Source organism: Halopseudomonas sp. T1L2 (assembly GCF_055397385.1).
On record NZ_AP040865.1, the window covers coordinates 292,213 to 304,006 of the forward strand.

Consider the following 11,794-nt stretch of genomic DNA (forward strand, 5'->3'; position numbering starts at 1 on the left):
ATGAGCATCAGTTTCGATAATGCCCTCGGGCTACATGAGCAGGCACTGAAGTTTCGCTCCCAGCGTGCCGAGGTGCTGGCCAATAACATCGCCAACGCCGAGACCCCCAACTACAAGGCGCGGGACCTGGACTTCAATGCGGTCCTGGCTGCCCAGCAGGGCGCCGGTGTACCTGGCGACGGCCAAAGTGTGGCGGTTGAGCGGACCAATGCCGGGCACATGGCGCTGGAAAGCCTGGTTGATCAGGTGGCGGGTCTGCGCTATCGCAATCAGCTGCAGCCGTCGGTTGACGGCAATACCGTCGACTCCGAAGTCGAGAAGGCGGCCTATGCCCAGAATGCCATCGACTTTCAGGCCAGCTTTACCTTTCTCAACAGCAAGTTCAAGGGGCTGATGTCAGCCATCAGAGGAGACTGATCATGTCGCTCGATAAAGTGTTCGATATCGCCGGTTCCGGGATGAGCGCCCAGTCGCTGCGGCTGAACACGGTCGCAAGCAACATCGCCAACGCCGATACCGTCTCCAGCAGCATTGATCAAACCTACCGGGCCAGAAACCCGGTATTTGCCACCATTTTCAACAGTCAGCAGGCGACCGGTGGTTCGTTGTTCAGTCCGGATCAGCAGGCCGGTGACGGTGTGGCGGTGCTTGGCATCGTCGAATCCGATGCCAGTCTTGAGCCGCGTTATGAGCCGGATCATCCGATGGCCAATGAAGACGGCTATGTGTATTACCCGAATGTGAATGTAGTGGAGGAAATGGCCAACATGATGTCTGCCTCACGGTCCTACCAGACCAACGTGGAGGTCATGAATACCGCCAAGACCATGCTGCAGCGCGTTCTGACGCTGGGTCAGTGAACGGAGATAAGTAGACCATGAGCATCAGTAATGTTTCATCAGGTGCATCGGCGCTGGATCAGTACCAGCTCGATTCAGACCGCTTCGCGACCGGCAACGAGCTGGGCAAGGATCAGTTTCTTCAACTGCTGGTGGCGCAGATGAACAACCAGGATCCGCTTTCACCCCAGGAAAATGGCGAGTTTATTGCCCAGTTGGCGCAGTTCAGTACGGTCGAGGGGATCGATAACCTCAATGGCTCGATGGAGTCGCTGCTGAGTGGTTACCAGTCTTCGCAGGCGTTGCAGGCCTCGTCGATGGTCGGGCGGACGGTGATCGTGCCGACTGACCAGGCGGTAGTGGACACTTCTGCCGGTCTGGGAGGGCAGCTGGCGTTGAGCTCCAGCAGCAGCAACGTGTTCGTCAAGGTCTATGACGAATCCGGCAGCCTCGTGGATACCGTGAATCTGGGCGCACTGGAAGCCGGGATGCACGACTTTACCTGGGACGGCACCGACGGTGCCGGCAACCTGATGGAGCCGGGTGTTTACACCTTCGAGGCCATGGCCACCATCAACGGCACCAATACGCAGATGGCGACACTGCTGCCGGCCAATGTGGACAGCGTTTCTCTGGGGGCGGGTAGCGGTGGCGAGATGCTTCTTAATGTGGCCGGGCTGGGCAGTATCAGCCTGTCCAATGTGTACGCAATTCAATAAGTCGTCCGAACGAAAGTAGGCGAGGAGATAGAACCATGTCTTTCAACATTGGCTTGAGTGGTATCCGGGCGGCGGCCTCCGATCTGAACATTACCGGTAACAACATTGCCAACGCCGGTACCGTCGGTTTCAAGAGTTCGCGTGCCGAGTTCGCGGATGTCTATGCTGCATCGGTACTCGGTTCAGGCAGCTATGCCACCGGTAGTGGTGTAGCGCTGGCCAACGCGGCTCAGCTGTTCAACCAGGGCAACATCAGCTTCACCGAAAACAGTCTGGATCTGGCGATCAACGGCAACGGCTTCTTTGTGACCAGCAACAACGGTGCGCTCAGCTACACCCGTGCCGGCTACTTCGGTACCGATGCCAACGGCTTTATCGTCAACAACAACGGCGAGAACCTGCAGGGGTTCGGTGTCAACGCAGTGACGGGGCAGATCAACCAGGGCGTGCAGACCAATCTGCGGGTCGATACCCGCTCGGCAGATCCGAACGAGACCAGTGCTGTTGTCACTACGCTGAACCTGAATTCGACGCAAACCCGTCCTGAGGTCTACGTTCAGCAATACGATGCCGCCTACGCGGCGTCGATCGCGACCGCGGCTGATCCGGCCAACCCGACGCCGGCGGAGATCGCTACCGCTGAGGCAGCGGCCCTGGATGCTGCGCGCAGCACCTTTGATCCGACCAACTCGGCGACCTACAACAGCTCTACTTCGGTCAACATCTACGACAGCCTCGGCAATTCGCATGTGATGACCAAATACTTCGTCAAGAACGACGCCAACAGCTGGGATATGTACGTACTGATCGACGGGCGTGATATCCAGTCCGGTGTCGAGGCGTCCGATCCGGCATTCGACCCGCTGGCAACCACTCGATTTGACGTCGACTTCAACAGTGTCGGCGAATTGACTACCAATCAGCCCTATACCATCGCCGGCTGGGTTCCGCTTGACAGTGAGGGGCAACCCACTGGTGCTACTTCGCCGGTCGATGACCTGACCATTAACCTGACGGGCTCTACCCAGTACGCCTCCAGCTTTGCGGTAACCGCAGTGAGCCAGGACGGCTTCACCACCGGTGAACTGGCCGGGCTGGAAATTGACGACACCGGTCTGCTGGTCGCCCGTTATACCAACGGTCAGACTCGGGTGCAGGGGCAGGTGGTACTGGCTACCTTTGCCAACCAGCAAGGTCTGACGCCGCTTGGCAGCACCGCGTGGGCGCAGTCTTTCTCGTCGGGTGACCCGGTTGTGGGTGCGCCGACCACTGGCACCCTTGGCAGCATTCAGTCGGGCGCGTTGGAGGACTCCAATGTGGATATCTCCGAGCAACTGATCAACCTGATCGTTGCCCAGCGCAACTACCAGGCTAATGCCAAGACCATTCAGACCGAGGATGCGGTAACCCAGACGATCATCAACCTGCGTTAACGCTTCAGCCGCCAGTGGCGGCGTCGGAATGACAGCGGCAATACCGGCAAAAGGATCTGCCGGTATTGCCGCTTTTTTGTTTTATGTTTTTCTATATTTTTGAAAAATAACGATAAATCCTGATTTTTAAATCTTGGCATGATCCCTGCTTTATCCCTTGTAAGTGAGTAAAAGCGGCAATTACTTGTCGCCCACACGTAAGCGGAGAAGGGCATGGACAAATCGTTGTACATCTCCATGACAGGGGCAAGCCAGAACGCGATGGCGCAGCGTGCGCACGCGAACAATCTGGCCAACCTGACCACCACCGGCTTTCGCCGTGACTTTGAGCAGGCCCGGTCAATGCCGGTATTTGGCGATGGCTACGCCACGCGCGCCTATGCCATGACCGAACGCCCCGGTACCGACATGTCGGCAGGGGTGATGCAGGAAACCGGGCGCGAGCTTGATGTGGCCGTGCAGGGCGAAGGCTGGATTGCCGTGCAGGCAGCTGACGGCACCGAAGCCTATACCCGGGCGGGCAGCCTGAATATTGACGCCTTCGGTGTGCTGCGCACCAGCAGTGGTCTGCCGGTGCTGGGCAACGGCGGTCCGATTGCCATTCCCCCGGCGCAGAAGGTCGAGATCGGGTCGGACGGCACCATCAGTATCCGAGCTCTGGGTGAAGGCCCGGCGGTCATGGCGGAAGTGGATCGTCTGAAGCTGGTCAACCCCGATCCGGCGACGCTGGAGAAGGGCGCTGATGGTCTGATGCGAACCAAAGACGGCCAGCCTCAGGTGGCCGATGGCGTGGTTCAGGTGGCTACCGGCTTCCTGGAAGGCAGCAACGTCAATGCGGTCGAAGAGATGACCGCCATGCTGTCGCTGGCGCGCCAGTTTGAGCTGCACATCAAGATGATGCGGACAGCGGAAGAGAACGCGCAGGCGACCGATCGCATTCTGCAGATGAGTTAATGCAACGGCGTGTCAACTAACTGACACGCGAGGAGAAAGGTGATGCTCCACGCACTTTGGGTCAGCAAGACCGGTCTGTCCGCACAGGACACCATGTTGTCGACCATTTCCAACAACCTGGCCAACGTATCGACCACCGGCTTCAAGCGCGACCGGGCCGAGTTCGAGGATCTGCTTTATCAGATAAAGCGCCAGCCCGGTGGCCAGAGCACCCAGGATACCCAGCTGCCATCCGGCTTGCAGCTGGGTACCGGTGTGCGGGTGGTGGGCACCCAGAAGATCTTCACCGAGGGTACGCTGCAGACCACCGAGCAGCCGCTGGACATGGCTATCAACGGTCGCGGTTTCTTCCAGATTCTGATGCCCGACGGCAGCATCGGCTATACCCGTGACGGCAGCTTCCACCTGGATGCGGACGGTCAGATCGTGACTTCCAACGGCTTCCCGCTGGAGCCGGGGATCGTCCTGCCGGATGACGTGCAGACCTTTACCGTAGGTGAAGACGGCACGGTGAGCATCACGACCTTTGGTAACGCCGGATCACAGCAGATTGGCAATGTTCAGACCGCCGATTTCATCAATCCGGCCGGCCTGCAAGCCATTGGCAACAACCTGTTCCTGGAGACCGCCTCCAGTGGCGCTCCGCAGACCGGCAACCCCGGTCAGAACGGTCTGGGCACCGTGTTGCAGAACACCCTGGAGAACTCCAACGTCAGCGTGGTGGAGGAGTTGGTCAACATGATCACTACCCAGCGCGCTTACGAAATGAATTCCAAGGTCATTTCCACCGCAGACCAGATGCTGCAGTACATCAGTCAGAACCTCTGACGGGAGCTCGGAATCATGATCCGTTTGGCTAAGTTCTTGATGCTGTTGGTGCCGCTCAGCCTGATTGGTTGCATGCAGGCGCCGCCGATGCGTGACGATCCGGCCTATGCCCCGGTGCTGCCGCGCACGCCGTTGCCGCAGGAGCTCAACAACGGGGCGATCTATCAGCCCGGTTTCGAGATGAGTCTGTATAACGACCGCAAGGCGCACCGGGTCGGCGACATCATTACCATCACCCTGACCGAACGGACCGCGGCGCAGAAATCGGCTGAAAGCGAAATCGACAAGTCCAGTTCGACCACGATTGCCAACCCGACCCTGCTGGGCAATGCGGTCGGTTTCAAAGGCCTGGATCTGGGCGTGAACATGTCGGGTCAACGTGCCTTTGAAGGGAGCTCGGACGCCAACCAGAGCAACAGCCTGTCCGGCTCGATTACCGTTACCGTTGCCGAGGTGCTGCCCAATGGCATTTTGGCGGTTCGCGGCGAAAAGTGGATCACCCTCAATCAGGGCGACGAGCTGATCCGCATCAGCGGCCTGGTGCGCGCAGACGATGTGGGCCCCGACAACACCGTGCTCTCCACCCGCGTGGCGGATGCACGCATTACCTACTCCGGCAAGGGTGCCTTTGCCGATGCAAATCGCCCGGGCTGGCTGAGCCAGTTCTTCCTCAGCCCGCTGTGGCCGTTCTGACAGGAGCATTGTCATGCGCAGCCTGATTTTCGGTCTTGTTTTGCTGCTCGTCAGCCCGCTGTCGCTGGCCGATCGTCTCAAGGACATCGCCAGCATTGCCGGTGTGCGCAGCAACCAGTTGATCGGCTATGGTCTGGTGGTCGGTCTGGATGGCTCGGGTGACCAGACCAGCCAGACCCCGTTTACCGTGCAGACCTTCCAGAACATGCTCAGCCAGTTTGGTATTACCGTGCCGCCGGGCACGCGTATTCAAATGAAAAACGTCGCAGCCGTAGCGATTCATGCTGATCTGCCGCCGTTTTCTCGTCCGGGCCAGACCATTGACGTCACCGTCTCCTCGCTGGGCAACGCCAAGAGTCTGCGCGGCGGTTCCCTGCTGATGACTCCGCTGAAGGGGATCGACGGTCAGGTCTACGCCATTGCCCAGGGCAATCTGGTCGTCGGCGGCTTTGGTGCCGAGGGTGCAGACGGGTCGCGTATTACCGTCAATATTCCCAGCGCGGGCCGCATTCCCAACGGCGCAACCGTTGAGCGTGCTGTGGCCAGCCCGTTTACCTCCGGCGACCATCTGACGTTTAACCTGCACCGCCCAGACTTCACCACGGCCAAGCGCATTGTCGATCGCATCAATGAAACCTTTGGCCCCGATGTCGCGCAGGCGCTGGACGGCGGTTCAGTGCGGGTTCGCGCACCGATCGACCCCAATCAGCGCGTTGATTACATCTCCATGGTCGAGAACCTGACCGTGGAGCAGGGCAACGCGGCGGCCAAGGTCATCATCAACTCGCGCACCGGCACCATTGTTATCGGCCAGGATGTGCGGGTGCAGCCGGCTGCCGTCACCCATGGCGGCCTGACCGTGACCATCAGCGAGAACCCGCAGGTCAGTCAGCCGGACGGCATTCTGTCCGGCGGTCAGACCGTGGTCGCGCCCAGCTCGCAGATCAATATCGAGGAGGGCGACAGCCGCATGTTCGTCTTCCGCCCGGGTGTGTCGCTGGATGAAATCGTGCGTGCGGTCAATCAGGTCGGGGCTGCCCCCGGTGACCTGATGGCCATTCTCGAAGCCCTGAAGCAGGCCGGCGCGTTGAACGCCGATCTGGTCATCATCTGACGGGAGGCAGGCTCATGAACGTCAGCAGCAATATCAGCTACACCGACATCAATACCGTCAACCAGCTGAAATCCGGTGCCAATGCCAACAGCCCGGAGAATGTGCGCAAGGTGGCGCAGCAGTTTGAATCGCTGTTCACCAACATGATGATCAAGAGCATGCGTGACGCCAACGCGGCGTTTGCCGAGGGCAATCCGCTCAATACCCCTCAGACCAAGTTCTATCAGGAAATGTACGACAGCCAGCTATCGGTGCATCTGTCGGAAGGGCGCGGTCTGGGCCTCACCGATGCGCTGGTGCGCCAGCTGTCGCCACAGTCTGCTGCCGGCTCGGAGCGTGAGCAGGGCGCAGCACCCGGGGTCGACCAGTCCGCGATGCTGGCGCGTCGTCGCCTGCAGGTGTCGGCGGACTACAGCGCCTGGGCAGATCGTCTGGCCCAGGCCGAGCAGACGCAGCGCCCGACCAGCAGCGAGAGTGACAGCTGGCAACCGCTGCGCGGCATCGAGGCGCTGCGTAACGGCCGCTCGACGATGGCGGCAGTCAGCCCTGAAGCTGCCCAGCGCACTCGCTTCGCCAACAGTCAGGAATTTGTCGAGACCATGCTGCCGATGGCGGAGAAAGCCGCGGCGCGTCTTGGGGTCGATCCGCACTACCTGGTTGCCCAGGCGGCGCTGGAAACCGGCTGGGGAAAATCGGTCATTCGTCAGTCCGATGGCAGCTCCAGTCATAACCTGTTCGGCATCAAGGCCCATGGCGGCTGGCAGGGCGACAGCGCCAATGTGGCAACGACTGAATACCGTGATGGCGTGCGCACCCGGGAGCGGGCAGATTTTCGCAGCTACGCGTCCTGGGAGCAGAGCTTCGAGGACTATGTCAGCTTCCTCGAAAGTAATGGTCGCTACAGCAAGGCGCTGAGCAGCACTGCAAATCCCGACACCTTCTTCCGTGAGCTGCAGAATGCCGGATATGCCACCGACCCGCAGTACGCGCGCAAGGTGTCGCAGATTGCGCGCCAACTGATCAGCAACAGCGATGAGCGCGTTGCTGCCAGCACCCCATCCACTGACTCCGGCAGCAGGGCCTGATCATGGCAGATCTTTTCGGTATCGGACTGACGGGCCTCAGAGCCTCCCAGACCCAGCTGGCGGTGACCGGTCAAAACATTACCAACGTCAACACGCCCGGCTATTCCCGCCAGTCGGCGCTGCAGGCCACCCAGGTACCCAGTTATACCGGTGCCGGCTATATCGGCAACGGCACCAAGGTGGTCGATGTCTCGCGCATCTATAACCAGTTCCTGACCAATCAGGTGCGTACCTCCACCTCGACCAACTCCGAGGTACAGGCGTTCCAGTCCCAGCTTGAGCAGCTCAATACCCTGGTTTCAAGCAGCGCGACCGGTATTACCCCTGGTCTGCAAAGCTATTTCGATGCCCTGCAGACCGCGATTGAAGATCCGGCCAACCTGCCGGCGCGCCAGCTCGTTCTGTCCGAGGCAGAGGGCCTGGCGTCGCGCTTTAATACCGTCCACAGCAGCCTGAACAGCCAGAACCAGTTCATCAGCCAGCAGATGACCACGCTGGCGGATCAGACCAGTCGCCTGGCGACCTCCATCGCCCAGTACAACGACAGCATTGCCATAGCCTCGGCCAACGGTGCCCAGCCCAATGACCTGCTGGACGCCCGTGACGAGGCGGTGCGCCAGCTCAGCGAGCTGATCGGTATTTCCGTGGTGCAGCAGGACGACAATACCTTGAATATCTTTGTCGGGTCAGGTCAGCCGCTGGTTGTCGGCAAGGAAGCATCCACCCTGGCCGTGCGCAGCGGCAGTGCCGATCCCGGCAGGGTTGAGGTAGTACTCAAAAGTGGCAACTCGGTCCAGGACATTACCAGTCTGGTCAGCGGTGGCGAGCTGGGTGGCTTGCTCAAGTACCGCAACGATGTGCTGGACCCCGCGCTTAATGCCATCGGCCGGCTGGCGCTGTCGATCAGCAGTGAATTCAACAGTCAGCAGGGGCAGGGCCTGGATCTCAACGGCAATGCCGGTGCCGCCCTGTTCAATGACGTCAACAGCCCGGATTTAGTCGATGGGCGCAGCTATGCCCGTGCCACCAACAGCGACCCGGATGCCAAACTGAGCGTGCGCATCAGCGACACCTCGCAGCTGAGTACCTCCGAGTATGACGTTGTATTTACCAGTTCAACCCAGTTCACGGTACGCCGGACCTCTGACGACAGTGTGGTCGGCCCGTTTGATTTGACCAGTGTCCCGCCACCTGAGCTGGACGGCTTTACCATCGAGCTGGGTGGTGGCGGTATCGCCGCCGGCGACCGCTTCCTGCTGACACCCACCCGCTTCGCCGCCGCCGGCATGGAAGTGGTGATGGATCAGCCGCAGGAGCTGGCGTTTGCCGCGCCTGCCGTGGTGGACACCAATCTGGATAACCGCGGTACCGGCACCATGAGTCAGCCCACCCTGATCGACGGCCCGGCGCCGATTGATCCGGCTACGCTGCAGGGCTTGCTGCCGATCGAGCTCGGCTATGATGCGGCCAGCGGTGAGCTGCAGGTGAGCAGTGGTACGGCGACGCTCAATCCGTCGCCGCTGGTGATCACGCCCGGTCAGACCAACAGTGTTGAAGTGACGGTAGGCGCCTATACCTTCAGTATGAGCCTCACCGGTACGCCGAAGGATGGCGACAGCTTCAGCCTGAACTTCAATACCGGGGTGGCGGATAATCGCAATGCGCTGGTGATGTCCGAGTTGCAGAGCGCCAAGGTGCTCGGCCAGGCCAACGGCGCCGAGGGGTTTTCCTTTGTTGACGGCTATGGCGACCTGGTCCAGCGGGTGGCTACCTTCACCGCCCAGGCGCGTACGGATGCCGAATCCAGTCAGGCTGTGCTGGTGCAGGCCACCAACAACCGTGACTCGGTGTCGGCGGTCAACCTGGATGAGGAAGCGGCCAACCTGATCAAGTTCGAGCAGTACTACAATGCCTCGGCACAGGTCATTCAGGTTGCACGCACGATTTTTGACACCTTGATCAGCAGTATCAGATAACGGGTAGCCTCACATGCGCATCTCAACCATTCAGCAGTTCAACAGCGGCGTGCGTGGTATCTCTGACAATTACAGCAGCGTTACGCGCACCCAGGAACAGATCAGTTCCGGCAAGCGCCTGCTGACGCCGGCGGACGACCCGGTAGCGACCGTTCGGCTGCTGCAACTGAACCAGGAGTCCAACCGCCTGGAGCAATACAGCACCAACATGACGGCGGCGAACAACAGCCTGACCCAGGAGGAGAGCATCCTCAACTCGGTCAACAATGCCCTGCAGCGCGTGCGCGAGATTGCCATCGAAGCGGGCAACGGCTCGCGCAACGACGATGACCGCAAGGCGCTGGCAACCGAGCTGGAGCAGCGCGAGCAGGAACTGTTCAATCTGTTCAATACCCGCAATGCCCGTGGCGAGTACCTGTTTGGCGGCTTTCAGAGCAGCGAAGCACCGTTTGTCAAAAATCCCGACGGCACCTACACCTACCAGGGCGATGAGGGCCAGCGCTCGGTGCAGATCGCCGGGTCCAAGACCGTGCCAATCAACGACAACGGCAAGGATCTGTTCGTCAACATCGCCAACGTCAATCGGGTCAATACCGAGGCTGCGGCAACCAATACCGGCACCGCGCGCATCTCGCTGGGTACGGTAGAGAACAAGACCGAGTACGACAGCACCTTCTATCCGCAGGGCAGCGTCGGCATTGTGATTGGCGCGGCTGGCGACACCTACGAGATTGTCGACAGCGGTGGCCTGCCGCTGGTGCCGCCGGTGACCGGTGCGCTGGAGCTGGAAGACGACGGCAGTTACAACATCCGTTATGCGGGTGTCTCGGTGAAGCTCGACGGCGATCTGCAGCCCGGTGACAGCTTCACCATCAGCACCGGTGACAGCACTGCAACCAGCACCAATCGGGAGACCCGCGGTGTTCTGGAAACCGTCTCATTGCTGCGCCAGACCCTGGAGAACGGCACCGCGACCACCGACGACAAGTTGCAGCTGCGCGATGTGATTGCGGTCAGTCTGGATAACCTCGACAACGCGATGAACAACGTGCTGAGCGTGCAAACCACCATTGGTGCGCGCATGAACGTAATCGAATCGACCCAGACCGAAAACGAGGAAGTGGCACTGATCAACACCACGGTGACCTCGCAGCTGGAAGATCTGGATTATGCCGAGGCTCTGAGTCGTCTGAGTTTGCAATCGGTGGTGCTTGAGGCCTCACAGCAGAGCTTTGTGAAGGTCAGCAGCCTGAGCCTGTTCAATCTGCTGCGCTAGCCTTCAGCAGCTCGATAAAGGCGTCGGCCGCCGGTGACAGTGGCCCGTGGGCACGGGTCACCAGTCCGAAGCTGGTGCCTGGCATCAGGTCGGGCCAGTCCAGCAGGGTGAGGGTGCCGGCTGCCAGTTCATCCTGCAGGATGTCCAGGCTGCCTATACTCAGCGCATCGCAATGCTGCACCATGCGTTTGAGCACATCAAGGTTGTCGCATTCCAGGCTGATCTGCGGATCCTCACGGGGCAGGGTGCGGCGCAGGTCCTGCAGAATGATGTCGGGTACCCGGAAGCAGGCCAGCGGATACTGCGCAAGCAGTGCCGGGCTTAGGTCGCCGCGTCCAGCCAGTGGATGTCCGGCCCGGCAGAACAGGCGACTGGGCTGTTGCTGCAGCGGGGTTACCTGCAGTAGCGGGTCATCCTGCAGTTCGCGAATGTCGGCAACGAACAGCTCCAGCTCCTCGTCCAGCAACTGTTTGCGCAGTGCGACCCAGTGCTGAACCTCAAGGCGTACCTTGACGCCGGGATAGCGTCGATTGAACTCGCCCAGCACCCGCGGCAGCAGGCCTGCGGCAGGGAAGGGGCCACCGCCTACCAGCAGCTCGCCGGCTTCGAGATCGTTGAACTGACGCAGGGCATTGCGCATCGCGGTGCTGCCGGCGATCAGTCGACGGGCATGTTCCAGCACCAGCTCGCCCTGCGGGGTCAGCTCGACGCCCTTGCCAGAGCGGCTGACCAGCGTGCAGCCCAGGCGCAGTTCCAGGTTCTGAATGCTGCGGCTCAGCGCCGGCTGGCTCAGGCCGATGGCCTCACCGGCGCGGGCAAAACCCTGATATTCGACCAGGGCCACAAAGTGACGCAGCGATTTCAGCTCCATGGTGGC

12 protein-coding genes are annotated in these 11,794 nt (G+C 60.5%); 11 read left to right on the forward strand and 1 reads right to left on the reverse strand.

What is annotated here, in order from left to right; translation table 11 throughout:
- From flgB to flgL, 11 genes are all read left to right on the forward strand, one after another.
- Positions 1-417, forward strand: a complete 417-nt coding sequence (gene flgB / locus ACZ5WQ_RS01425; RefSeq protein ID WP_464382980.1) for a flagellar basal body rod protein FlgB — start codon at positions 1-3, stop codon at positions 415-417.
- 2 nt (positions 418-419) lie between these two features.
- A complete protein-coding gene (gene flgC, locus ACZ5WQ_RS01430; RefSeq protein ID WP_088276698.1) occupies positions 420-860 on the forward strand; it encodes a flagellar basal body rod protein FlgC in 441 nt (146 codons plus the stop codon).
- A 17-nt stretch (positions 861-877) separates the two neighbouring features.
- Positions 878-1,558, forward strand: a complete 681-nt coding sequence (gene flgD / locus ACZ5WQ_RS01435) for a flagellar hook assembly protein FlgD (RefSeq protein WP_464382981.1) — start codon at positions 878-880, stop codon at positions 1,556-1,558.
- A gap of 35 nt (positions 1,559-1,593) precedes the next feature.
- Complete coding sequence (locus ACZ5WQ_RS01440; RefSeq protein WP_269687706.1) at positions 1,594-2,991, forward strand: flagellar hook protein FlgE; 1,398 nt, start codon at positions 1,594-1,596, stop codon at positions 2,989-2,991.
- A 213-nt stretch (positions 2,992-3,204) separates the two neighbouring features.
- Positions 3,205-3,945 carry a flagellar basal-body rod protein FlgF gene (gene flgF / locus ACZ5WQ_RS01445; protein WP_228247270.1) on the forward strand — a complete coding sequence of 247 codons (741 nt, stop codon included), beginning with the start codon at positions 3,205-3,207 and terminating at the stop codon, positions 3,943-3,945.
- A gap of 42 nt (positions 3,946-3,987) precedes the next feature.
- The gene (gene flgG, locus ACZ5WQ_RS01450; protein ID WP_088276690.1) at positions 3,988-4,773 is read left to right on the forward strand and encodes a flagellar basal-body rod protein FlgG; all 786 of its coding nucleotides are present in this window, start codon (positions 3,988-3,990) and stop codon (positions 4,771-4,773) included.
- Between the two features lie 15 nt (positions 4,774-4,788).
- The gene (gene flgH, locus ACZ5WQ_RS01455) at positions 4,789-5,466 is read left to right on the forward strand and encodes a flagellar basal body L-ring protein FlgH (RefSeq protein ID WP_228247269.1); all 678 of its coding nucleotides are present in this window, start codon (positions 4,789-4,791) and stop codon (positions 5,464-5,466) included.
- A gap of 13 nt (positions 5,467-5,479) precedes the next feature.
- Positions 5,480-6,580, forward strand: coding sequence for a flagellar basal body P-ring protein FlgI (locus ACZ5WQ_RS01460; RefSeq protein ID WP_088276686.1), 1,101 nt, complete (start codon positions 5,480-5,482; stop codon positions 6,578-6,580).
- Between the two features lie 14 nt (positions 6,581-6,594).
- Positions 6,595-7,665 (forward strand): flagellar assembly peptidoglycan hydrolase FlgJ, encoded by a 1,071-nt coding sequence (gene flgJ / locus ACZ5WQ_RS01465; protein ID WP_464382982.1) that lies wholly within the window; start codon positions 6,595-6,597, stop codon positions 7,663-7,665.
- A gap of 2 nt (positions 7,666-7,667) precedes the next feature.
- Entirely contained in the window at positions 7,668-9,641 is a 1,974-nt protein-coding gene (flgK, locus tag ACZ5WQ_RS01470) for a flagellar hook-associated protein FlgK (RefSeq protein ID WP_335599578.1), read from the forward strand.
- A 13-nt stretch (positions 9,642-9,654) separates the two neighbouring features.
- Positions 9,655-10,917, forward strand: a complete 1,263-nt coding sequence (flgL, locus tag ACZ5WQ_RS01475) for a flagellar hook-associated protein FlgL (RefSeq protein WP_088276680.1) — start codon at positions 9,655-9,657, stop codon at positions 10,915-10,917.
- Here the strand turns inward: flgL and ACZ5WQ_RS01480 are convergent.
- Positions 10,901-11,788 carry a LysR family transcriptional regulator gene (locus tag ACZ5WQ_RS01480; RefSeq protein ID WP_335600682.1) on the reverse strand — a complete coding sequence of 296 codons (888 nt, stop codon included), beginning with the start codon at positions 11,786-11,788 and terminating at the stop codon, positions 10,901-10,903. The two genes, flgL and ACZ5WQ_RS01480, sit on opposite strands and share 17 nt — an antisense overlap.
- Positions 11,789-11,794: the final 6 nt, after the last annotated feature.

What these genes read in the sequence shown, in the direction of transcription:
- flgH (WP_228247269.1), top strand. Translation starts at nt 4,789, where the DNA reads ATGATCCGTTTGGCTAAGTTCTTGATGCTGTTGGTGCCGCTCAGCCTG.
- flgF (WP_228247270.1), top strand. Translation starts at nt 3,205, where the DNA reads ATGGACAAATCGTTGTACATCTCCATGACAGGGGCAAGCCAGAACGCG.
- flgC (WP_088276698.1), top strand. Translation starts at nt 420, where the DNA reads ATGTCGCTCGATAAAGTGTTCGATATCGCCGGTTCCGGGATGAGCGCC.
- ACZ5WQ_RS01480 (WP_335600682.1), bottom strand. Translation starts at nt 11,788, where the DNA reads ATGGAGCTGAAATCGCTGCGTCACTTTGTGGCCCTGGTCGAATATCAG.
- flgJ (WP_464382982.1), top strand. Translation starts at nt 6,595, where the DNA reads ATGAACGTCAGCAGCAATATCAGCTACACCGACATCAATACCGTCAAC.
- flgD (WP_464382981.1), top strand. Translation starts at nt 878, where the DNA reads ATGAGCATCAGTAATGTTTCATCAGGTGCATCGGCGCTGGATCAGTAC.
- flgK (WP_335599578.1), top strand. Translation starts at nt 7,668, where the DNA reads ATGGCAGATCTTTTCGGTATCGGACTGACGGGCCTCAGAGCCTCCCAG.
- flgB (WP_464382980.1), top strand. Translation starts at nt 1, where the DNA reads ATGAGCATCAGTTTCGATAATGCCCTCGGGCTACATGAGCAGGCACTG.
- flgL (WP_088276680.1), top strand. Translation starts at nt 9,655, where the DNA reads ATGCGCATCTCAACCATTCAGCAGTTCAACAGCGGCGTGCGTGGTATC.
- flgG (WP_088276690.1), top strand. Translation starts at nt 3,988, where the DNA reads ATGCTCCACGCACTTTGGGTCAGCAAGACCGGTCTGTCCGCACAGGAC.
- ACZ5WQ_RS01440 (WP_269687706.1), top strand. Translation starts at nt 1,594, where the DNA reads ATGTCTTTCAACATTGGCTTGAGTGGTATCCGGGCGGCGGCCTCCGAT.
- ACZ5WQ_RS01460 (WP_088276686.1), top strand. Translation starts at nt 5,480, where the DNA reads ATGCGCAGCCTGATTTTCGGTCTTGTTTTGCTGCTCGTCAGCCCGCTG.